Here is a 21,056-nt window from a genome sequence, read left to right as displayed (position 1 = left end):
ACAAATAAAAACAACTCCATCCGCTGTCGTGCTTGGCGCCTTGCGTTACAATACCGTGCGCAAATTGGCAGCGTAGCGGCAATATGCTGCATTGATCCACTGCAAAGTTCCGCCCTGTATAGTCCTTCCCCCACAACTTGAGTAGTAGTGCGATCCGCTAACCGGTCAGGCCGTGTCGCGGAAGGTTAGATTAACCCGCCCTAATTTCGCGAAACGCGAAGAAAGGTGAGCAAGAATGATGCAACAATACGAAGCCAACTCGTACCTGTTCGGCGGTAATGCGCCGTACGTGGAAGAGTTGTACGAAGCCTATCTGAACAACCCGGGTTCGGTGCCTGACAACTGGCGCGCGTATTTCGACGCGATGCAGCACATGCCCGCCGTCGACGGTTCGGCCAAGCCGGACGTGGCCCACTCCTCCGTGATCGCCTCCTTTGCCGAGCGCGCCAAGCAGGGCCCGATCCGCACCGTCACCGCCTCCCCGGATGCCGAACTCGGCCGCAAGCGCGTCGCCGTCACCCAGCTGATCGCCGCCTACCGCTACCTCGGTTCGCGCTGGGCCAACCTGGACCCGCTGCAGCGCCAGGAGCGCCCGCCGATCCCGGAACTGGATCCTGCCTTCTACGGTTTCAGCGAAGCCGACCTCGATACCAAATTCAATATCAGCAACACCTATTTCGGCCAGGAAACCGCATCGCTGCGCGACCTGCTGAACATGTTGCGCGACACCTACTGCCGTTCGATCGGCGCTGAGTTCATGTACGTCAGCGACCCGACCGAAAAGCGCTGGCTGCAGGAAAAGCTGGAATCGATCCGCTCGACCCCGGCCTTCACCGCAGAAAAGAAAAAGCACATCCTCGAGCGCCTGACCGCGGCCGAAGGCCTGGAGCGCTACCTCCACACCAAGTACGTCGGCGCCAAGCGTTTCTCGCTGGAAGGCGGCGAGTCCTTCATCGCCTCGATGGACGAAGTGATCCAGCGCGCCGGTGAGCAGGGCGTCCAGGAAATCGTGATCGGCATGGCCCACCGCGGCCGCCTGAACGTCCTGGTCAACACCCTGGGCAAGGCCCCGTCCGAGCTGTTCGAAGAATTCGAAGGCAAGCACGCCGACGACCTGCCGGCAGGCGACGTGAAATACCACCAGGGCTTCTCGAGCGACATCTCGACCCCGGGCGGCCCGGTCCACCTGTCGCTGGCGTTCAACCCGTCGCACCTGGAAATCGTCAACCCGGTCGTCGAAGGCTCGGTCAAGGCCCGCATGGAACGCCGCGGCGACCGCCAGGGCAAGGAAGTGCTGCCGATCCTGGTGCACGGCGACGCCGCATTCGCCGGCCAGGGCGTGGTCATGGAAACCCTGAACCTGGCCCAGACCCGCGGCTACGGCACCGGCGGTACCGTCCACATCGTCATCAACAACCAGATCGGTTTCACCACCTCGGACCCGCGCGACGCCCGTTCGACGATCTATTGCACCGACGTGGTCAAGATGATCGAAGCGCCGGTGCTGCACGTGAACGCCGACGATCCGGAATCGGTCGTGCTGGCCACCCAGATCGCGATGGACTACCGCACCGAGTTCCACAAGGACGTGGTCGTCGACATCGTCTGCTACCGCAAGCTGGGCCACAACGAGCAGGATACCCCGGCCCTGACCCAGCCGCTGATGTACAAGAAGATCGCCAAGCACCCGGGCACCCGCAAGATGTACGCGGACAAGCTGGCTGCGCAGGGCACCATCGCCGCTGACGGCGGCGACCAGCTGGTGGCCGAATACCGCGCCGCGATGGACGCCGGCAAGCACACCATCGATCCGGTCCTGACCGACTTCAAGAACAAGTACGCCGTGGATTGGGCGCCGTTCCTGAACAAGAAGTGGACCGACGCCGCCGACACCGCCGTGCCGCTGACCGAGCTGAAACGCCTGTCGCAGCGCATCACCACCGTGCCGGAAAACTTCAAGCTGCACTCGCTGGTCGAGAAGGTGCTGGGCGACCGCGCCAAGATGGGCCAGGGCGAGCTGAACCTGGACTGGGGCATGGGCGAACACCTGGCCTACGCCTCGCTGCTGTCGTCGGGCTACGCGGTCCGCCTGTCGGGCCAGGACGCCGGCCGCGGCACCTTCGTGCACCGCCACGCCGTGCTGCACGACCAGAACCGCGAGCGCTGGGACCAGGGCATCTACCTGCCGCTGGCCAACGTGTCGGACAACCAGGCCAACTTCACCGTCATCGACTCCGTGCTGTCGGAAGAAGCGGTGCTGGGCTTCGAATACGGCTACTCGACCGCCGAGCCGAACACCCTGACCATCTGGGAAGGCCAGTTCGGCGACTTCGTCAACGGCGCCCAGGTCGTCATCGACCAGTTCATCGCCTCGGGCGAAGTGAAGTGGGGCCGCGCCTCGGGCCTGGTGCTGATGCTGCCGCACGGCTACGAAGGCCAGGGTCCGGAGCACTCGTCGGCACGTATCGAGCGCTTCCTGCAGCTGTGCGCAGACCACAACATGCAAGTCGTGCAGCCGACCACCGCCGCCCAGATCTTCCACCTGCTGCGCCGCCAGATGGTGCGCCAGTTCCGCAAGCCGCTGGTGATCTTCACGCCGAAGTCGCTGCTGCGTAACAAGGACGCCGGCTCGCCGCTGACCGACCTGGCCAAGGGCGGTTTCCAGACCGTCATCGGCGAACTGGACGACAAGATCGACGCCAACAAGGTCAAGCGCGTGCTGGTCTGCTCGGGCAAGGTCTACTATGACCTGGTCAACACCCGCAAGACCCGCAACGCGACCGACACCGCGATCGTCCGCATGGAGCAGCTGTATCCGTTCCCGCACAAGGCCTTCGTTGCCGAACTGAAGAAGTTCCCGAACGCGACCGAAGTGGTGTGGGTGCAGGACGAGCCGCAGAACCAGGGTCCGTGGTTCCAGATCCAGCACAACCTGTTCGAAAGCATGGAATCGGGCCAGCGCCTGTCGTACGCCGGCCGTCCGGCTTCCGCATCGCCGGCTGTCGGTTACGCCGACAAGCACGTGGCGCAGCAGAAGGAACTGCTGGAAACCGCGTTCTCGAAGCTCAAGGGCTTCATTCTGACCAAGTAATTAGTTAAAAGCCCAAGAGCACCCCGCGCCGTTCTGGCTGGCGCGGGGTTTTCGCAAGAAAAATATACGGAGTTTTAAATGGCACAAATCGAAGTCAAGGTCCCCCAACTGTCGGAATCGGTTGCAGAGGCGACCCTGCTGTCCTGGCACAAGAAGGTCGGCGAAGCCGTCGCGCGCGACGAGAACATGATCGACATCGAGACCGACAAGGTGGTTCTTGAACTGCCGGCCCCGAGCGCTGGCGTGATCGTGCAACTGATCAAGGCCGACGGCGCGACCGTCGTTGCCGGCGAGACCATCGCGATCATCGATACCGAAGCATCGGCACAGACCAGCCCGATCGGCATTACCGCCGCTCCGGTGGCGAACGCCCCGGCCGCTGCCGCCGCCCCGCAAACCTCGTCGGCATCGACCGGCTCGAAAGGCGACGTCGCCATGCCGGCCGCCGCCAAGATCCTGGCCGACAACAACCTGGGCACCGCCGACGCCACCGGCACCGGCCGTGACGGCCGCGTGACCAAGGGCGATGCCCTGGCCGCCGTCGCCAACAAAGGCGCCGCGGGTTCGGCTCCAGTTTCGCCGGCCGCACCGGCCCCGCTGCAGCAGCAGGCCGCCAAGCCGGCCCTGCAGCAAGTCGCCGCCCCGTCCCCGGCCAACCTGGGCGACCGTCCGGAAGAGCGCGTGCCGATGAGCCGCCTGCGCGCCCGTATCGCCGAGCGCCTGCTGCAGTCGCAGTCGACCAACGCGATCCTGACCACCTTCAACGAAGTCAACATGAAGCCGGTCATGGACCTGCGCGCCAAGTACAAGGACCAGTTCGAGAAGAACCACGGCGTCAAGCTGGGCTTCATGTCCTTCTTCGTCAAGGCCGCCGTGCACGCGCTGAAGAAGTACCCGATCCTGAACGCCTCGGTCGACGGTAACGACATCGTCTACCACGGCTACTTCGACATCGGTATCGCTGTCGGTTCGCCGCGTGGCCTGGTGGTGCCGATCCTGCGCAACGCCGACCAGATGTCGATCGCCGACATCGAGAAGAAGATCGGTGAATTCGGCCAGAAAGCCAAGGAAGGCAAGCTGACCCTGGAAGACCTGACCGGCGGTACCTTCTCGATCTCGAACGGCGGCACCTTCGGCTCGATGCTGTCGACCCCGATCATCAACCCGCCGCAGTCGGCTATCCTGGGCGTGCACGCGACCAAGGACCGCGCCGTGGTCGAGAACGGCCAGATCGTGATCCGTCCGATGAACTACCTGGCGATGTCCTACGACCACCGCATCATCGACGGCCGCGAAGCCGTGCTGGGCCTGGTCGCCATGAAGGACGCGCTGGAAGATCCGTCGCGCCTGCTGCTGGACCTGTAATTCACCAGGAAAGGCGCGTCGCCTGGCGCGCCGTTCGTGCTGTATTGATGGAGGGTTGTCACCATGATTGCCGATGAAATCAAGCGCTTGCACGAACTGCACCAGGCCGGCGCCCTGACCGACGCCGAATTCGAACAGGCCAAGGCGAAGATCCTGTCCTCGTCGACGGTGAACCTGAACAAGGGCGCCTCGACGGCCTCGGGCGGGAGTTTCGCTGCCGAGCTCAACACCTTGCGCCGCTCGCGCACCGACCGCTGGATCGGCGGCGTGTGCGGCGGCCTGGCGCGGGTGTCGGAGGTGGATTCGTGGGTGTGGCGGCTGGTGTTTACGCTGTTCACCCTGACCTTCGGATTTGGCGCGGTGATTTACCTGTTGTTGTGGATTTTCGTACCGGAAGAATAAATTAACCGTCGTACCCGCGAATAATCGATCGTCGTCCCCGCGAAGGCGGGGACCCAGGTTCTGCGAGCGCAGTCGAAATGCGTCCGACTTGGGTTCCCGCCTTCGCGGGGATGACGTCCCAGGATGAGTCCGGGAACGACGTAAAAGGGATAAATAATGAGCGATAAACAATTTGACGTCGTCGTGATCGGCGGCGGCCCCGGCGGCTATGTGGCTGCCATCCGCGCTGCCCAGCTGGGCTTCAAGGTGGCCTGCATCGACGAGGCGCAGAATGCCAAGGGCGGTCCTGCCCTGGGCGGCACCTGCACCAACGTCGGCTGCATCCCGTCGAAGGCGCTGCTGCAATCGTCGGAGCACTTCGAGCACGCCGGCCATGCTTTCAAGGAGCACGGCATCAACGTGTCCGGCCTGGAGCTGGACCTGGGCCAGATGCTCAAGCGTAAGGATGGCGTGGTCAAGGCCAACAACGACGGCATCGTCTACCTGTTCAAGAAGAACAAGGTCACCTTCTTCCACGGCCGCGGCACCCTCGCCGGCAAGGCTGGCGAAGGCTTCACCGTCAACGTCTCGGGCCCGACCACCGATACCCTAACCGCCAAGAACGTGATCGTCGCCACCGGCTCCAATCCGCGCGAACTGCCGGGCACCCCGTTCGACGAGAAACTGGTCCTGTCGAACACCGGTGCACTGGCGATCGACGCCGTCCCGGCCACGCTGGGCGTGATCGGCGCCGGCGTGATCGGCCTGGAAATGGGTTCGGTATGGCGCCGCGTGGGCGCCAAGGTCACCGTGCTGGAAGGCCTGCCGGCCTTCCTGGGCGCAGTCGACCAGCAGATCGCCAAGGAAGCGCAGAAGGCCTTCACCAAGCAGGGCCTGGACATCCACCTGGGCGTCAAGATCGGCAACATCACCAAGGGCGACAACAGCGTCACCGTGGAATACGCCGATGCCAGCGGCGCCGCGCAGACCGCCACCTTCGACCGCCTGATCGTCTCGATCGGCCGCGTGCCGAACACCAACGGCCTGGGCTTCGAGAGCGTCGGCCTGCAGCTCGACGAGCGCGGCTTCATCGCCGTCGACGACGAGTGCCGCACCGGCGTGCCGGGCATCTGGGCAGTGGGCGACGTCGTGCGCGGCCCGATGCTGGCGCACAAGGCGGAAGAAGAGGGCGTCGCGGTTGCCGAGCGCATCGCCGGCCAGCATGGCCACGTCAACTTCAACACCATCCCGTGGGTGATCTACACCTCGCCGGAAATCGCCTGGGTCGGCCGCACCGAAGAGCAGCTGAAGAAGGATGGCGTCGCCTACAAGGCCGGCACCTTCCCGTTCATGGCCAACGGCCGTGCGCGCGCGCTGGGCGACACCACCGGCATGGTCAAGGTGATCGCCGATGCCGCTACCGACGAGATCCTGGGCGTGCACATCGTGGGCCCGGTCGCTTCCGAGCTGATCTCGGAAGCCGTGGTGGCGATGGAGTTCAAGGCTTCGGCCGAAGACATCGCGCGCATCTGCCACGCTCACCCGACCCTGTCCGAAGCGACCAAGGAAGCCGCGCTCGCCGTCGACAAGCGTTCGCTGAACTTCTAAGTAAATAGCGGCCTTGCGCCGCTGTAGGGTGGGCACCCCGTGCCCACGCGGAGGTCCGCACCACGCCGGCATCCGCGTGGACACATGGTGCCCACCCTACGTTTTGATGAGCACCTCATGAACGTCCAAGAGTATTACCTGCACGCGCTGACCGAGCGCGGCTTCAAGTCCGATCCGGCCCAGCAGCGCGCGGTAGACCGTCTCCAGCAGGCGTACGACGACTGGGTCCACTACAAGGCCCAGCGGTCGTCCGCTTTCAAGCGCCTGATCAAGCGTCCCGAGGTGCCGCAGGGCGTCTACATGTGGGGCGGGGTGGGGCGCGGCAAGTCCTTCCTGATGGACAGCTTCTATTCGGTGGTCCCGGTGGTGCGCAAGACGCGCCTGCACTTCCACGAATTCATGCGCGCCGTGCACCGCCAGCTCGACGAGCTCAAAGGCGTGGAAGACCCGCTGGTCGAAGTCGCCAAGCGCATCGCCAAGAAGTACCGCCTGATCTGCTTCGACGAGTTCCACGTCAGCGACGTGGCCGACGCGATGATCATGTACAACCTGCTGTCGAAGCTGTTCGAATACGGCGTCTCCTTCGTGATGACCTCGAACTACGACCCCGACAAGCTCTACCCGGACGGCCTGCACCGCGACCGCATGCTGCCGACCATCGCGCTGCTGAAGGACAAGCTGGACGTGATGAACGTCGACGCCGGCATCGACTACCGCCACCGCACGCTGGAACAGGTGCAGGCCTACTACACGCCGCTCAACGCCGCCAGCGACCATGCGTTGCGCGACACCTACGCCAAGATCGCCGACACCGCCGACGAAGACCCGCGCGTGCACATCGAGCAGCGCGAGCTGCGCGCCCTGCGGCGCGCGGGCGGGGTGATCTGGTTCGATTTCCACACCCTGTGCGGCGGCCCGCGCTCGCAGAACGACTACCTCGAGCTGTCCAGCCAGTTCCACACCGTGATCCTGTCCGCGGTGCCGCGCATGTCGGCGGCGATGTCGTCGGAGGCGCGCCGCTTCACCTGGCTGATCGACGTGTTCTACGACCACAAGGTCAAGCTGATCATGTCGGCCGAGGTGGCGCCGGAGCACCTGTACACGGAAGGTGCGATGTCGAACGAGTTCCACCGTACCGTCTCGCGTATCATTGAGATGCAATCGCGCGAATACATGCTGGCTGAGCGCCGCGGCGCCGCCGATTCCCTCGCGTGAACACCATCGAACAGGAAAACAACAAGACGATGAAGGCAAACCCGATCATGCGCCGCGCCGCCCTCGGCGCCCAGGCCGCCCTGCTGTGCGCGCTGCTGGCGGCTTGCGCCGGCAACCGTCCGGCCGTGCGCGAAGTGCCGCCGCCGCCGGTCACCTCGGTGGCCCAGGCCGACCAGCAGCTGGCCGCGGTGGCGCGCGAACGCGCCGCGGTCGAGGCCCGCTTCGCCGAGCGCGAGCGGGTCTGCTACGACAAGTTCTTCGTCAACCGCTGCCTCGACGATGCCAAGGAACGGCGCCGCAGCGCGCTGGCGGCCCAGCGCGCGATCGAGGTGCAGGCCGAGCGCTTCAAGCGCCAGGCCGTGGTCGACGAGCGCGACCGCAAGCTGGCCGAGGCCGACAAGAAATACCGCGAGGAAGAAGCGCGCCTGGCTGCCGAGCCGCCGAAGCCGGCGCCGCAGGTGCAGGAAGCGCCGGCGCCGCGCGCGCCCACCGTGCCCGCCCGCGAGGCCAAGCGCGACGCCCGCCTGAAGGAAGCCCAGGCCAAGGAAGCGGCCGATGCGCCGAAGCGCGCCCAGAACGCGCGCGACTACGAACGCCGCAAGGCCGAATCCGAGGAACGCCAGCGCGAAGTCGCGCGGAAGAAGGCGGAACGCGCGGCCAAGCTGGCCAGGAAGGCCGAGGAAGAGAAGGCGGAGAAGGCCAAGGCGGCCGCCAGCCCGACGCCGTAGGGTGGGCACAACGTGCCCACGCGTGACGCCCGCAGCATGCCCGCTGTCGCGCGGGCGCGGTGTAAACGCCCTACACCGCGCGCCTGAGTTTCTGCACCGTGTAGTTGCCCACCTCCTGCGGCGGCGGCACCAGTTTCAAGATCGCCATCGTGCAATTGCCGCCCTTGCCCTGCGAGCGTTCGCCGGCCTTGGTGATGAGCATCTCGGAAGCCTGGCGCGGCGTCGACCGCGCGGTGGCCGCGCCGAGTTCGGCGTCGGTGAAGAAATGCCATAGCCCGTCCGACGCCAGCAGGAACACGTCGCCCGCCGCCAGGCCCGTGCAATGGCCGACGGTGACGTAGGGCTCCTTGCGGCCATTGCCCAGCACATTGACCAGCAGCTTGGATTTGCGGTGGTTCTTCGCCGATGCCGGAGGCAGGCGGTCGCTTGCCACCAGGTGCTCGACATAGGCGGCGTCGCTGGTGCGCGCCAGGCAGGCGCCATCCTGGAAGTGGTAGAGCCGCGAATCGCCCACATGCGCCCACACCGCCTCGCCGTGCGGACTCAGGACCAGGCCGACGAAGCTGGCATGCGTCTCGACCCCGGTGGTAACGGCATTCATCTTGATGACCAGGTGAGTCTCTTGCACTATATCGCGCAGCAAGTGCTCCAAGCGCTCGACGGCGGGCCCGTCGCCGGGCTTGAACAGGTCGAACACGTGCTTGGCCGTGTGCAGCACCTGTTCCGACGCCGCGGCGCCGCCGATGCCGTCGGACAGGATCGCCAGCACGTATCCGGGAGCGCGGGCGCCCGTCATCAGGGCGACGCGGTCGTTCTGCTGCGGACGGTTGCCGATGTGCTGCGCGGTTCCCGCTTCTAACTTGTATGGACTCATAAACGTGGCTTTCCGTTACCGGCGTGCCGAACTTTGTTGGCGGCAACGTCGGCGTAGATTAAACTATGCACTGGTTTGCACTACAGTTGCAAGCCGTAACGACGAATCGCGTCCTCCCACCACAGCATCAGCTCTTTAGTTCGGAAAAGTCCACCATGATCGATGTCCAGGAGATCCAGCGCCGCCTTATTGAACTCGACGTGGAACACCGCGACCTCGACGCCGTCATCGACATGCTGACGCGCGACGGCCATTCCGACCAGTTGCAGCTGCGCCGCCTGAAGAAGCGCAAACTGCAGCTGAAGGACCACATCACTTTGCTGAAAATGCAGTTGGTACCGGACGTGCCGGCGTAAGCTGGCAGTTTTACCCCATTCCACGACTTTGACCGATCACCTTCCCATGCCCGGCCTGGCCGGCGAGCCCATTCCCAGCGACGCCGCAGCAGCCCCGTCCACCGAGTCCGAGGCAGTTGTCGCGCCGGGTAAATACGACGCCGAGATCGACCGCATCTTCGGCCCGAACGGCCCGCTCGCGCCCGCCGTCGGCAGCTTCAAGCCGCGCCAGTCGCAGACCGAGATGGCGAAAGCGATCGCCGACGCGATCGGCAACCAGGGCACGCTCATCGCCGAGGCCGGCACCGGCACGGGCAAGACCTTCGCCTACCTGGTTCCGACGCTGCTGTGGGGCGGCAAGACCATCATCTCGACCGGCACCAAGAACCTGCAGGACCAGCTGTTCTCGCGCGACATCCCGAACGTGCGCCAGGCCCTGCGCGCGCCGGTGTCGGTGGCCCTGCTGAAGGGCCGCGCCAACTACGTCTGCCATTACCACCTGGAACGCACCCTGCAGAACGGGCGCCTGACCTCGCGCGACGACGTCGGCCACCTGCGCGAGATCTCGCGTTTCATCAAGATGAGCAACTCGGGCGACAAGGCCGAGCTGGCCAAGGTGCCCGAAACCGCGTCGGTGTGGAACCTGGTGACCTCCACGCGTGAAAACTGCGTCGGCCAGGAATGCCAGTACTACCAGGACTGCTTCGTGATGAAGGCGCGCCGCGAAGCCCAGCAGGCCGACGTGGTGGTGGTCAACCACCACCTGTTCTTCGCCGACGTCGCCCTGAAGGAGGGCGGCATGGCCGAGCTGCTGCCGTCCGCCAACACCATCGTGTTCGACGAAGCGCACCAGCTGCCCGAAGTGGCGACCCTGTTCTTCGGCACCACGGTCTCGACTTCGCAGGTGCTGGAGCTGTGCCGCGACGTGCTGGCCGAAGGCCTGGCGCATGCGCGCGGCGGCCCGGACTGGGCCAAGGTCGTGACGGTGGTCGAAAAAGCCGCGCGCGACCTGCGCCTGACCTTCCCGGAAGGCGGCACCCGCCTGTCGCTGCCGCAGATCCCGCCGAGTTCGGATTTCTTCCCGGCGCTGGAAAAGCTGAAGGAAGAACTGGAAGGCATGCTCGACGTGCTGGAAGCGAACGCCGAGCGCGCCGAAACCCTGGAACAGGTGCGTGTGCGCGCGGTGGAACTGCTGGACAACTTCAAGGACTGGAAGCAGGCACCGGTCAAGAAGGACCCGAAGGAAAAGGATTACAGCCAGTTCGCCGGCGCCGACGCCGTGCTGTGGGTCGAGGCTTTCTCGTCCTCGCTGCAGCTGCACAAGACGCCGCTGTCGATCGCGCCGATCTTCGCCGGCCAGCGCGCCGGCACGCCGCGCAGCTGGATCTTCACCTCGGCCACGCTGGCGGTGAAGAACGACTTCAAGCATTTCACTTCCCAGATGGGCATGACCGGCGAGCCGGCGCGCACCTGGCCCAGCCCCTTCGACTACCAGGAGCAGGGCATCCTGTACGTGCCGACCGGGCTGCCGGAACCGAACACCTTCGGCTACACCGACGCGGTGGTCGACATGGCGCTGCCCGTCATCGAAGCCGCGGGCGGCCGCTGCTTCTTCCTGTGCACGACGATCCGCGCGGTGAACCGCGTGGCCGAGCGCCTGCGCGAGGAGTTCGCCGCGCGCGGCCTGGAATTCCCGCTGTTCGTGCAGGGGGAGCGCGGACGCACCGAGCTGCTGGATTCCTTCCGCAATGCCGGCAACGCCGTGCTGGTGGGCAGCCAGAGCTTCTGGGAAGGCGTGGACGTGCGCGGCGAGGCGCTGTCGCTGGTCATCATCGACAAGCTGCCCTTCGCCCCGCCGGACGATCCGGTGCTGGCGGCGCGCATCGAGGTCATGGAAAAGAAGGGCATGAACGGCTTCGTCCACCACACGCTGCCGGAAGCCATCATCAACCTGAAGCAGGGCGCCGGCCGCCTGATCCGCGACGTCGACGACCGCGGCGTGCTGATGCTGTGCGACCCGCGCGTGATCAGCAAGCCCTACGGCCGCCGCATCTGGCAAAGCCTGCCGCCGTTCCGCCGTACGCGGGTGCAGGCCGAGGTGATCGACTTCTTCACACAGCCGAAACCGGACGCGTAATGTGGACGTGGGCTCGGGGAGCCCACGGGTGACATCAGAACAAAGACCCGGTCTCCGGAACGATGAGCTTCTTCGCCCGCGGCGCCGCCGGCGCGGCCCAGGCCTTCATCCCCTCGGACGGATAATGCCGCAGGAAGCTGCGCGCCAGTTCCGGATCGCGGCAGGCCAGCCAGGCGTCGACATCCCCGGGCGGCAGCACCACCAGTGCGCGCTTCTCGTCGCCCGGCTTATGGAAGCGCTTCATCAGCGGATGTTCGTCGGCGTTGATGGTGATCTGGGTGAAGGACGTCGCGACCTGGCCGTCCGCCTCGCGCCATTCGCGCCACAGTCCCGCCACGAAAAAGGGCGCATCGTCCGCCATGCCGATGCCGAAGCGCTCGGCTTTGCCGCTCTCGTAGTTCGGCTCGAAGAAGCAGTTCATCGGCACCGCGCACAGCTGGGTGCGGTGCCAGCTCGGGGCGAACGAGCGCTTCTCGCCGATCGACTCGGCGCGCGCATTCATCGTATCGAAGACCTTCACGCCGGCCGGAATATGGCGGCGCGGCACCATGCCGTAGCTGGCCAGGCTCAGCATGCGCCGGTTGCGGGCGTCCGCCCGCACGATCGGCGCCAGGTAGTCCTTCCAGGTTTCGGTGGGCCAGTCCCAGTCGCGATACAGGTCGACCAGGGTGCCGAGCACCATGTCCAGTTGTTCGGGGAGGGGAGGTCGGTAATTCACGCACATGACGCCATCATAGCAGGCGCCGCGGGTGCAAAAAAAGTCTAGGCACGCTCAGCCGTTTCGCTTATCGTGTTACGTCTTGTTGCAAATCGGATAGCATCCAAGGAGTATCGATGAACGAGTTGGTCAACGCCATCAATGGCTATGTCTGGAGTCCGGCCCTGATTGTCCTGTGCCTGGGCGCCGGTCTGTATTTTTCGATCCGGTCGCGCTTCCTGCAGGTGCGCCACATGCGCGAGATGACGCGCCTGATGATGGAAGGTAAAAGCTCCGACCAGGGCGTGTCTTCCTTCCAGGCGCTGGCGATGACGCTGGCGGGCCGCGTCGGCACCGGCAACATCGCCGGCGTCGCCACCGCGATCACCTTCGGCGGCCCCGGCGCCGTGTTCTGGATGTGGGCGGTCGCCTTCCTCGGCGCCAGCTCGGCCTTCGTCGAATCGACCCTGGGCCAGGTGTACAAGGAACAGATCAACCGCGAATACCGCGGCGGCCCGGCCTTCTACATCGAGAAAGGCCTGGGCGTGAAATGGTATGCCTGGCTGTTCGCGGCCGTGACCGTGGTCGCCACCGGCGTGCTGCTGCCCGGCGTGCAGGCGAACTCGATCGCCGAGGGCCTGAAGACCGCGGTCGGCATCGACCCGAACGTGACCGCCGCCGGCCTGGCAATCGTGCTCGGCTTCATCATCTTCGGCGGCGTCAAGCGCATCGCCAGCTTCGCCGAGGTCGTCGTGCCCTTCATGGCGCTGGCCTACATCATCGTGGCCGTCGTCATCATCTTCCTGAACATTGGCCAGCTGCCGCACGTCATCAAGCTGATCTTCAGCTCGGCCTTCGGCATGGATTCGGCCTTCGGCGCCATCCTCGGCATGGCGATCCAGTGGGGCGTCAAGCGCGGCGTGTACTCGAACGAGGCGGGGCAGGGCACCGGCCCGCACGCTTCCTCGGCTGCCGAAGTCAGCCACCCGGCCAAGCAGGGCCTGGTGCAGGGCTTCTCGGTCTACATCGACACCCTGTTCGTGTGCTCGGCCACCGCCTTCATGCTGCTGATTACCGGCCAGTACAACGTCGAGCGCGCCGACGGCAGCCACATCTACCAGGGCGTGCAGGGCGTCGCGGCCGGCCCCGGCTACGTGCAGACGGCGCTGGAAAACGTGCTGCCGGGCTTCGGCTCGATCTTCGTCGCGCTGGCCCTGCTGTTCTTCGCCTTCACCACCATCGTGGCGTACTACTACATCGCCGAGACGAATGTCGCCTACATCAACCGCCACACGCCACGGCCGTGGATGAACTTCCTGCTGAAGGTCGTGATCATCGGCGCGACCGTGTACGGCACCGTGAAGACGGCCGACGTGGCCTGGGCGATGGGCGACCTCGGCGTCGGCCTGATGGCCTGGCTGAACATCATCGCCATCCTGCTGCTGCGCAATACCGCCTACAAGTGCCTGCGCGACTACGAGGCGCAGAAGGCGGCCGGCAAGGATCCCGAATTCGATCCGCTGGCGCTGGGCATCAGCAATGCCCACTACTGGGAAAAGCGCGCGGCGGGACTGCGCGCCGCCGGCGAAGCCAAGGGCCGCGAGACGACCCCGGCGGCCTGACCGGCTCGATAGCCCCTAGGGCTTGAGCGTGCGGACGTGGGCCAGCACCTGGTCCGTACGGCCTTCGTCGACCAGGCGGGCCGGCGTGCTGCCGCCCATGGCCGCCAGCGGCGCTTCCATCCAGGCGCTCGCCGCATCGTCCGAGCCCAGCACGCCACGCACGGCGTGCATCACCGTGTAGTAGGCCTGGGCCTTGCGCGACTGCTGCTCGAAGCGGGCGCGCAGGGCGGCCAGGCCGTCCGGATCCAGTCCTCCTTCCTTGCTCATTTCCCGTCTCCCGGTACGATCACGACCTTGCCCGTGACCTTGCGTTCGGCCATGTCGTTCAGCGCCTGCGCGGTGTCCGCCAGCGCGTAGCGCCGCGATACCAGCGGGCGCAATTTCCCTTCCGCCATCCAGCCCAGCATCTGGCGCATCGCCGCCAGGTTGGCCTGCGGTTCGCGGCGCACGAAATCGCCCCAGAACACGCCGACCACCGAGGCGCCTTTCAGCAACATGAGGTTCCACGGCAGCTTCGGGATCTCGCCGTTGGCGAAACCGACGACCAGGTGGCGCCCGCGCCAGGCGATCGAGCGCAGCGCCGGCTCGCTGTAGACGCCGCCGACCGGATCGTAGATCACGTCCGGCCCCTTGCCATTGGTGGCCGCCTTGAGCGCTTCGCGCAGGTCTTCCTTCGTGTAGTCGATCAGCACGTCGGCGCCGTGGGTCCGGCACACCGCCAGCTTTTCCGGGCTGGAAGCGGCCGCGATCACGCGCGCGCCGAGCGCCTTGCCGATCTCGATCGCCGCCAGGCCGACCCCGCCGGCCGCGCCCAGCACCAGCATGGTTTCGCCCGGCTGCAGGGCGCCGCGGTCGGCGATCGCGTGGTGCGAGGTGCCGTAGGTCAGGGTGATCGCGGCGGCGATGTCGAAGTCCATCCCGGGCGGCATCGGCATCAGCATCTCGGCCGGGGCCAGGGCCTGCTCGGCGAAGGCGCCGGTGCGGGTGAAGCCGATCACGCGCTCGCCCGGCCTGTACGCCGTCACGCCGTCGCCCACCGCGCGCACGATGCCGGCGAATTCGTTGCCCGGCGTGAAGGGCAGCGCGGGCTTCACCTGGTACTTGCCCTGCACGGTGAGCACGTCCGGGAAGTTCACGCCGGCCGCCTTGACGTCGACCACCACCTGGCCGGGGCCGGGGACCAGGTCCGCGAGTTCGTCCACCACCAGGCTGTCCGGTGGTCCCCATGCCTTGCACACGACGGCTTTCATGCTTTCTCCTGTCAGTTCTGCGAATACGAAGCCGGGATTATGCCGCAAGGCCGGCCGGCCGAGGCCGGCAGTGCGCTTGTGCTTCCACAACATGCGGCATGCATGGCTTGCTAGAGTCTGCAGGTCCGCTGCCGCATGCATCGATTTAGGGGAGAGCAATGGCGATCCGTTACGGCTGTTTCTTCAGCTATGCCCATGGGCGACACGAGCTCATGCAGCGCTTCAAGGCCACCCTGGCCGATGCCCTGCGCTGCTACCTGGAGCCGTATTTCGACAACGAAGACGAACTGTTCGTCGATGTCGAGCAGCTCGGCGGCGGCGACGACCTCGATCGCAAGATCGCGCGCGCGATGTGCGAGAGCGTCTGCATGATCCTGATTTACACGCCCAAATATGAAGCCCATGCCTACACGCGGCGCGAATACGCGGCCATGCGCCAGCTCGAGATCGAGCGCAGCCGCTGGTATGCGCTGCCGAGCCACCTGATCATCCCCGTGATCATGACCCGGCACCCGGAACAGCTGCCGCCGCAGATCGCGGAGTCCAGCTTCTATGTCGATTTCTCCCGCTTCACGATGGCGACCGGCGACCTGAAATCGAATCCGGATTTTCTGCCGGACATCGACAAGATGGTCCGGCGCATCGTCGCCCATTACCAATGCCTGAAAAAATACATGCCACCGGGGCATGACTGCAACCAATTCGTGCTCCCCGATGTCCCACCCCCGTGGCGCGAGATAACGGATACCACCTTCCCCAAAAAATGAGGAGCAATATGGATACCAACCGCATCACCGCTGCGCCGGCCGTGGCCGGCGAGGTGACGACGTTTTACGCCTACGATGGCGCGAGCGTGCGTAGTCGCGCCCTTGCACATGCCGCGTGGCTATTGTCTGGACGCAAGCACGGCAAGACCCCGGTGCTGATGATCGACTGGGACCTCGAAGCGCCCGGCCTGCACCATTATTTTTCCGGCGGCCAGCCGCTCGCGGAGCGCCAGGGTGTGCTCGAGCTGTTCGAAGCCTGCCGCGAACGCCTGCATGCGCTCGGGCGCGCGCCTGCCGACGAGACCCGGGAACTGGCCGAGCGCGTGCTCGACAGCCTCGACTGGGATGCCTATCTCGAACGCGTCGACGACAGCCGCCCGCTGTACCTGATGCGCGCCGGCCGCTTCGACGACAGCTACGGCGAACGGGTCGACCGGCTCGACTGGGACGCCCTGTTCTGCGCCTGCCCGGCGCTGTTCCGCAGCTTCGCCGCCCACCTCACGCGGCGCTTCGCGCATGTGCTGGTCGATTGCCGCGGCGGCCGCTCGGCCGCCACCAGCGTCTGCACCGCGCTCCTGCCCGACAAGATGGTCGGCCTGTTCACGCCGGAACCGCGCAGCCTGGAGGGCCTGGACGGCGTGGTGCGGCGCGCGCTCGATTACCGCTGCAGCCACGAGGACGAGCAGCGGCCGCTGCTGGTCTACCCACTGCCCAGCCCGCCGGCCGGCGCCATCGAGGCGCGCCTGGACTGGCGCCACGGCGATGCCCGCCACGGCCTGGCCGGTTACCAGTCGGCGCTCGAAAAGCTGCTGGGCGACTGCTACGGCCTGGCCGGCGTCGCCCTCGACAGCTATCTCGACGAAGTCCAGCTGCCGCAGGCCGCCTTGGGCGAGGCGCCGCCCTGCGCGCGCGGCGCCGCCCGCGACAGGCTGGGACCGGTGCGCAGCGTCGAGACCCTGCTCGAGTGGATGGAACCGGGCCATTTTCCATGGCGGCCGCTGGCCGAGGTACGCCTGGTGCAGGCGGTCGAGGCGCTGCGCGAGCGCGCCGGCGACACCCAGGCGCCGCCGCTGGCGCGCGAACTGGCGCGCCTGGGCCAGCTTTACCTGGGCCAGCAGGGCGACGAGCTGGAGGCCGCCCGACGGCTCGAGCAGCACGTGATCGCGCTGGAAGAAGGTTTGCATGCGATGGAAGAGGGCAGGCGGGTCATTCGCAACTGAGCCGCAGCTGAGCCGCAGCTGAGCCGCAGCCGGGGGCAGGTGTGGCGCATGCGCGACGGCAAGCACGGGGGCCGCCGGTCTGGGCGCGGCCCGGATTGTCCCGATGAGCAATAAATGTGCAGCCCGAGGCGTCGATACAGCCGTTGCTTCAGGTAAAATCGCACGCATGCGAATCCTTATCAGTAACGACGACGGCTATCTCGCTCCTGGTATCCAGGCGCTGGCCGACGCGCTCGCCGCGGTCGCCGACATCGTGGTGGTCGCTCCCGACAGCAACCGTTCGGGGGCGTCCAACTCGCTGTCGCTGGACCGGCCGCTGTCGGTGTCGAAAGCTGCAAACGGTTTCTATTTCGTCAACGGCACCCCGACCGACTGCGTGCACATCGCGTTGACGGGGCTGCTCGACGCCCGCCCCGACCTGGTCGTCTCCGGCATCAACAACGGCCAGAACATGGGCGACGACACCCTGTACTCGGGCACTGTGGCGGCCGCGACCGAGGCTTATCTGTTTGGTATCCCGGCGATCGCCTTTTCCCAGGTCCGCAGCGGCTGGTCCGAGATCGAATCGGCCGCGCGCGTCGCCCGCGACATCGTGCTGCGCCGCCTTGAGAAGCTGGAATCGCCGTTCCTGCTCAACGTGAATATCCCGAACCTGCCTTATGAGCAGATGGGAGCGCTGACCGCAACGCGCCTGGGACGCCGCCACCAGTCCGAACCGGTGATCCGCGGCCAGGACCCGCGCGGCCGCGAAATCTTCTGGATCGGCGCGCCCGGCGCCTGCCGCGATGCCGGCGAGGGCACCGATTTTTATGCTACCAGCCAGGGAAGGGTGTCGATCACGCCGCTGCAGGTCGACCTGACCCATCGCGAACAGCTGGACAGCTTGCGAGGGTGGCTGGAATGAACGAAAAGCGCAGCAATTTCCCGTTGCCGCTGTCCTCCGTGACAGGCGGCGGCACCCGAAAACCTGCTGCGCCGGCGCCGGTGGCGACGCCGCAGACCGCAACCCAGAACGCGCGCACCAGCCAGGTCCAGACGCTCCCGGGTGCGCGTGCGGCCGGCAACGGCGGCGCCCAGCAACCGGCTCTTCCCCAACAGACGCTGGCGCGTTCCGACCTGGCGGCCACCGAGGCCCGGCGCCGGGCGATGGCGGCCTATGTGACCCGCCAGGGCGTCAAGGACCCGCAAGTGCTGGCCGCCCTCGAGACCGTGCCGCGCCACATGTTCATCGAGCCGGCCCTGTCGAGCCAGGCGTATGCTGACGTTTCGCTGCCGATCGGTCATAATCAGACGATTTCGCAGCCCTACATCGTGGCCCGCATGATCGAACTGCTCAAGGAAAGCGGCCAGCCGCAAGGTGGACAGCTCAGGCGCGTGCTCGAGATCGGCACCGGCTGCGGCTACCAGGCCGCGGTGCTGTCCTGCGTCGCCCAGGAAGTGTATTCGATCGAGCGCATCAAGCCGCTGCACGAGCTGGCCAAGGCCAATCTGCGGCCATTGCGCATCCCAAACCTGCGCTTGCACTATGGAGATGGTATGCTTGGGCTGCAGCAAGTCGCGCCCTTCGATGGCATCGTCCTTGCAGCGGCCGGACTCGAGGTGCCGCGCGCACTGCTCGAGCAGCTGGCCATCGGCGCCCGGCTGGTGGCGCCAGTCGGCGCCCAGGTCCAGCATCTGCAGCGCATCACCCGCACCGGCAAATCGGAATGGACCAGCGAAACGCTGGAAGCCTGCCATTTTGTCCCACTGCGGCCAGGCATCGTTTGAGAATGCCAGAAAGTCGTAACAGAATTAGATGAGAATGAAACCAACACCCCGCTTAGCCCTGCTGACCGTCAGTATCGTGCTGAGCGCCTGTAGCACCCCGACCCGCCAGGCGCCCGTGATCGACCGACCGGCCCCTGTGGCCGCCAACAAGATGCCGCGTCCCCAGCATCCCGCAAACCCGTCGCCCGCGTCCGAGGAAACGAAAGCCGACGCGCGCGGCAGCTATACCGTGCGCAGGGGCGATACCCTGCTGAAAATCGCGCTCGACGTCGGCCAGAACTACCGCGACCTGGTGGCCTGGAACAACCTCGCCGATCCGGACGACATCAAGGTCGGCCAGGTGCTGCGCGTGGCGCCGCCCGAGCGCAACGCCGGCGCCATCGCCGGCACCAATCCGATCGTGATGCCGGGCGTCGAGAAACCCGCCGCGGTGCCGAAGAAGACCGCGCCGCGCGGCGACAAGAAGCCGTACAGCGAAGGCAGCCTGGCCGAAGCCCAGAAGGACGACAATCCGTCCGTGAACCCGAAAGCCGTCGAGCGCCCGGGCCTGGCGGCCGGCAGCACGGTCACCGCCAGCGACGACGAGAAGCTGAGCTGGATGTGGCCGTCGGACGGCAAGATCATCGCCACTTTCGATGAAGGCAAGAACAAGGGCATCGATATCGCCGGCAAGCTCGGCCAGCAGGTGATGGCCGCCGGTTCCGGTAAGGTGATGTACGCGGGCAGCGGCATCCGCGGATATGGTAATCTCGTGATTGTTAAGCACAGCAACAGCCTGCTGTCGGCGTATGCGCACAACCGCGCGATCGTGGTCAAGGAAGGTCAGAGCGTGACCAAGGGCCAGGTGATCGCCGAGATGGGCGATTCCGATGCCGACACGGTCAAATTGCATTTCGAGATACGCCAGCAGGGCAAGCCGGTCGACCCGTCGAAGTTCCTGCCCAGTCGTTAGCGAGGACCAATGACGCTGCCGCCCGACCCGCTGGACCAGGATATGCCGGACAATGGGCCGGAGGAGGTGCCGGAGGAAGCGCTGGGCGACAGCGACTTCGGCGCCGATGGCAGCGAGCGCGCGGAACTGCTGGCCGAAGGGCCGGCCGCCTCCGACAGCGTGGACGAGCTCAAGAGCGTACTGCAGGCCGAACTCTCCACCGACACCACCCAGTACTACCTGAACCGGATCGGCGCCAAGCCCCTGCTCACGGCCGAGCAGGAGGTGCATTACGCGACCCTGGCCAAGGCCGGGGAGTTCGCTGCTCGGCAGAAGATGATCGAGCATAATCTGCGGCTCGTGGTCTCGATCGCCAAGCACTACATCAACCGCGGCGTGGTCCTGCTCGACCTGATCGAGGAGGGCAACATCGGCCTGATGCGGGCAATCGACAAGTTCGAGCCGGAGCGCGGTTTCCGTTTTTCCACCTACGCCACCTGGTGGATCCGCCAGAGCATCGAGCGCGCGATCATGAACCAGGCCCGCACGGTGCGCCTGCCGGTGCACATGGTGCGCGAGCTGAACCAGATGCTGCGCGCCAAATACCACCTCGAAGCCCAGCACCACGACGGCAAGGAAGCCAGCGCCGAGGACATCGCCAGCCTGGTCGGGCGGCCGGCGGAGGAGGTGCAGGACATCCTGGCCCTGTCCGAGCACGCGACCTCGCTCGACGCCCCGCTCGACAACGATCCGCAGACCAGCCTGATGGACATGCTGCCGGACGAGGCCGACGTCAGTCCCGACTTGCACGCCGAACACCACGAGATGACGCTGCTGGTGCGCGACTGGCTGCAGAAACTGCCGGACAAGCAGCGCGTGGTCGTGATGCGCCGCTTCGGCCTCGACAACGACGACCCGGCGACCCTCGAAACCCTGGCCGAAGAAATGGGCGTGACGCGCGAGCGCGTGCGCCAGATCCAGCAGGAAGCCCTCGTCAAGCTGAAACGGGCCATGGCCGCCCGTGGCGTGGTGCGCGATTCCTTGCTATGATGTTCGGCTGACCTGCCG

19 protein-coding genes are annotated in these 21,056 nt (G+C 66.0%); 15 read left to right on the top strand and 4 right to left on the bottom strand.

Annotated elements, in window-relative coordinates; all coding sequences use genetic code 11:
- The first annotated feature begins 235 nt into the window (after positions 1-235).
- From AM586_RS07930 to AM586_RS07905, 6 genes are all read left to right on the top strand, one after another.
- The gene (locus AM586_RS07930; RefSeq protein WP_047824030.1) at positions 236-3,091 is read left to right on the top strand and encodes a 2-oxoglutarate dehydrogenase E1 component; all 2,856 of its coding nucleotides are present in this window, start codon (positions 236-238) and stop codon (positions 3,089-3,091) included.
- Positions 3,092-3,169: 78 nt separating this feature from the next.
- The gene (odhB, locus tag AM586_RS07925; RefSeq protein WP_047824032.1) at positions 3,170-4,456 is read left to right on the top strand and encodes a 2-oxoglutarate dehydrogenase complex dihydrolipoyllysine-residue succinyltransferase; all 1,287 of its coding nucleotides are present in this window, start codon (positions 3,170-3,172) and stop codon (positions 4,454-4,456) included.
- Positions 4,457-4,519: 63 nt separating this feature from the next.
- Positions 4,520-4,858, top strand: a complete 339-nt coding sequence (locus AM586_RS07920) for a PspC domain-containing protein (protein WP_047824033.1) — start codon at positions 4,520-4,522, stop codon at positions 4,856-4,858.
- Between the two features lie 156 nt (positions 4,859-5,014).
- A complete protein-coding gene (gene lpdA / locus AM586_RS07915; RefSeq protein WP_047824035.1) occupies positions 5,015-6,445 on the top strand; it encodes a dihydrolipoyl dehydrogenase in 1,431 nt (476 codons plus the stop codon).
- Positions 6,446-6,562: 117 nt separating this feature from the next.
- Positions 6,563-7,660: a cell division protein ZapE gene (zapE, locus tag AM586_RS07910; RefSeq protein ID WP_047824037.1), complete on the top strand. Its 1,098-nt coding sequence runs from the start codon at positions 6,563-6,565 to the stop codon at positions 7,658-7,660.
- Positions 7,657-8,388 (top strand): hypothetical protein, encoded by a 732-nt coding sequence (locus AM586_RS07905; protein WP_229411093.1) that lies wholly within the window; start codon positions 7,657-7,659, stop codon positions 8,386-8,388. The genes zapE and AM586_RS07905 overlap by 4 nt, the downstream gene beginning before the upstream one ends.
- 70 nt (positions 8,389-8,458) lie before the next feature.
- On the opposite strand, the gene AM586_RS07900 is transcribed toward AM586_RS07905, so the two are convergent.
- Positions 8,459-9,262, bottom strand: coding sequence for a PP2C family serine/threonine-protein phosphatase (locus tag AM586_RS07900; protein WP_047824039.1), 804 nt, complete (start codon positions 9,260-9,262; stop codon positions 8,459-8,461).
- 155 nt (positions 9,263-9,417) lie between these two features.
- On the opposite strand from AM586_RS07900, the gene AM586_RS07895 reads away from it, so the two are divergent.
- Together AM586_RS07895 and AM586_RS07890 are read left to right on the top strand one after the other, a co-directional pair.
- Positions 9,418-9,618 (top strand): YdcH family protein, encoded by a 201-nt coding sequence (locus AM586_RS07895; protein WP_047824041.1) that lies wholly within the window; start codon positions 9,418-9,420, stop codon positions 9,616-9,618.
- 46 nt (positions 9,619-9,664) lie between these two features.
- Entirely contained in the window at positions 9,665-11,734 is a 2,070-nt protein-coding gene (locus tag AM586_RS07890; RefSeq protein WP_082439707.1) for an ATP-dependent DNA helicase, read from the top strand.
- 34 nt (positions 11,735-11,768) lie between these two features.
- Here AM586_RS07890 and AM586_RS07885 read toward each other — a convergent pair whose 3' ends face one another.
- Complete coding sequence (locus AM586_RS07885; protein WP_047824046.1) at positions 11,769-12,458, bottom strand: SOS response-associated peptidase; 690 nt, start codon at positions 12,456-12,458, stop codon at positions 11,769-11,771.
- A 110-nt stretch (positions 12,459-12,568) separates the two neighbouring features.
- Here AM586_RS07885 and AM586_RS07880 point away from each other — a divergent pair, with 110 nt between their 5' ends.
- Positions 12,569-14,053, top strand: a complete 1,485-nt coding sequence (locus AM586_RS07880; protein WP_047824047.1) for a sodium:alanine symporter family protein — start codon at positions 12,569-12,571, stop codon at positions 14,051-14,053.
- A 15-nt stretch (positions 14,054-14,068) separates the two neighbouring features.
- On the opposite strand, the gene AM586_RS07875 is transcribed toward AM586_RS07880, so the two are convergent.
- A complete protein-coding gene (locus AM586_RS07875; RefSeq protein ID WP_047824049.1) occupies positions 14,069-14,320 on the bottom strand; it encodes an antitoxin Xre/MbcA/ParS toxin-binding domain-containing protein in 252 nt (83 codons plus the stop codon).
- The gene (locus AM586_RS07870; protein WP_047824051.1) at positions 14,317-15,303 is read right to left on the bottom strand and encodes an NADPH:quinone oxidoreductase family protein; all 987 of its coding nucleotides are present in this window, start codon (positions 15,301-15,303) and stop codon (positions 14,317-14,319) included. Before AM586_RS07870 ends, AM586_RS07875 begins: the two co-directional genes overlap by 4 nt.
- A 158-nt stretch (positions 15,304-15,461) precedes the next feature.
- Here AM586_RS07870 and AM586_RS07865 point away from each other — a divergent pair, with 158 nt between their 5' ends.
- From AM586_RS07865 to rpoS, 6 genes are all read left to right on the top strand, one after another.
- Entirely contained in the window at positions 15,462-16,070 is a 609-nt protein-coding gene (locus AM586_RS07865) for a toll/interleukin-1 receptor domain-containing protein (protein ID WP_047824053.1), read from the top strand.
- Between the two features lie 8 nt (positions 16,071-16,078).
- Complete coding sequence (locus AM586_RS07860) at positions 16,079-17,290, top strand: hypothetical protein (protein ID WP_052233406.1); 1,212 nt, start codon at positions 16,079-16,081, stop codon at positions 17,288-17,290.
- 166 nt (positions 17,291-17,456) lie between these two features.
- Complete coding sequence (gene surE / locus AM586_RS07855) at positions 17,457-18,194, top strand: 5'/3'-nucleotidase SurE (protein ID WP_047824055.1); 738 nt, start codon at positions 17,457-17,459, stop codon at positions 18,192-18,194.
- The gene (locus AM586_RS07850; protein WP_047824057.1) at positions 18,191-19,057 is read left to right on the top strand and encodes a protein-L-isoaspartate(D-aspartate) O-methyltransferase; all 867 of its coding nucleotides are present in this window, start codon (positions 18,191-18,193) and stop codon (positions 19,055-19,057) included. The genes surE and AM586_RS07850 overlap by 4 nt, the downstream gene beginning before the upstream one ends.
- Positions 19,058-19,091: 34 nt before the next feature.
- The gene (locus AM586_RS07845; RefSeq protein WP_047824059.1) at positions 19,092-20,009 is read left to right on the top strand and encodes a peptidoglycan DD-metalloendopeptidase family protein; all 918 of its coding nucleotides are present in this window, start codon (positions 19,092-19,094) and stop codon (positions 20,007-20,009) included.
- A gap of 9 nt (positions 20,010-20,018) precedes the next feature.
- Positions 20,019-21,038 carry an RNA polymerase sigma factor RpoS gene (rpoS, locus tag AM586_RS07840; protein ID WP_047824061.1) on the top strand — a complete coding sequence of 340 codons (1,020 nt, stop codon included), beginning with the start codon at positions 20,019-20,021 and terminating at the stop codon, positions 21,036-21,038.
- Positions 21,039-21,056: the final 18 nt, after the last annotated feature.

The organism is Massilia sp. WG5 (assembly GCF_001412595.2).
GTDB lineage: Bacteria > Pseudomonadota > Gammaproteobacteria > Burkholderiales > Burkholderiaceae_D > Telluria.
The sequence above is the reverse complement of the archived record's forward strand: the minus strand, read 5'-3'. Positions and strand labels throughout refer to the sequence as shown.

Excerpts from the sequence above, each read along its gene's own strand:
- lpdA (WP_047824035.1), top strand. The coding sequence starts at position 5,015 with ATGAGCGATAAACAATTTGACGTCGTCGTGATCGGCGGCGGCCCCGGC.
- AM586_RS07880 (WP_047824047.1), top strand. The coding sequence starts at position 12,569 with ATGAACGAGTTGGTCAACGCCATCAATGGCTATGTCTGGAGTCCGGCC.
- AM586_RS07860 (WP_052233406.1), top strand. The coding sequence starts at position 16,079 with ATGGATACCAACCGCATCACCGCTGCGCCGGCCGTGGCCGGCGAGGTG.
- AM586_RS07900 (WP_047824039.1), bottom strand. The coding sequence starts at position 9,262 with ATGAGTCCATACAAGTTAGAAGCGGGAACCGCGCAGCACATCGGCAAC.
- rpoS (WP_047824061.1), top strand. The coding sequence starts at position 20,019 with ATGACGCTGCCGCCCGACCCGCTGGACCAGGATATGCCGGACAATGGG.
- AM586_RS07920 (WP_047824033.1), top strand. The coding sequence starts at position 4,520 with ATGATTGCCGATGAAATCAAGCGCTTGCACGAACTGCACCAGGCCGGC.
- AM586_RS07895 (WP_047824041.1), top strand. The coding sequence starts at position 9,418 with ATGATCGATGTCCAGGAGATCCAGCGCCGCCTTATTGAACTCGACGTG.
- AM586_RS07850 (WP_047824057.1), top strand. The coding sequence starts at position 18,191 with ATGAACGAAAAGCGCAGCAATTTCCCGTTGCCGCTGTCCTCCGTGACA.
- AM586_RS07845 (WP_047824059.1), top strand. The coding sequence starts at position 19,092 with ATGAAACCAACACCCCGCTTAGCCCTGCTGACCGTCAGTATCGTGCTG.
- AM586_RS07930 (WP_047824030.1), top strand. The coding sequence starts at position 236 with ATGATGCAACAATACGAAGCCAACTCGTACCTGTTCGGCGGTAATGCG.
- AM586_RS07875 (WP_047824049.1), bottom strand. The coding sequence starts at position 14,320 with ATGAGCAAGGAAGGAGGACTGGATCCGGACGGCCTGGCCGCCCTGCGC.
- AM586_RS07865 (WP_047824053.1), top strand. The coding sequence starts at position 15,462 with ATGGCGATCCGTTACGGCTGTTTCTTCAGCTATGCCCATGGGCGACAC.
- AM586_RS07870 (WP_047824051.1), bottom strand. The coding sequence starts at position 15,303 with ATGAAAGCCGTCGTGTGCAAGGCATGGGGACCACCGGACAGCCTGGTG.
- surE (WP_047824055.1), top strand. The coding sequence starts at position 17,457 with ATGCGAATCCTTATCAGTAACGACGACGGCTATCTCGCTCCTGGTATC.
- zapE (WP_047824037.1), top strand. The coding sequence starts at position 6,563 with ATGAACGTCCAAGAGTATTACCTGCACGCGCTGACCGAGCGCGGCTTC.
- AM586_RS07885 (WP_047824046.1), bottom strand. The coding sequence starts at position 12,458 with ATGTGCGTGAATTACCGACCTCCCCTCCCCGAACAACTGGACATGGTG.
- odhB (WP_047824032.1), top strand. The coding sequence starts at position 3,170 with ATGGCACAAATCGAAGTCAAGGTCCCCCAACTGTCGGAATCGGTTGCA.
- AM586_RS07890 (WP_082439707.1), top strand. The coding sequence starts at position 9,665 with ATGCCCGGCCTGGCCGGCGAGCCCATTCCCAGCGACGCCGCAGCAGCC.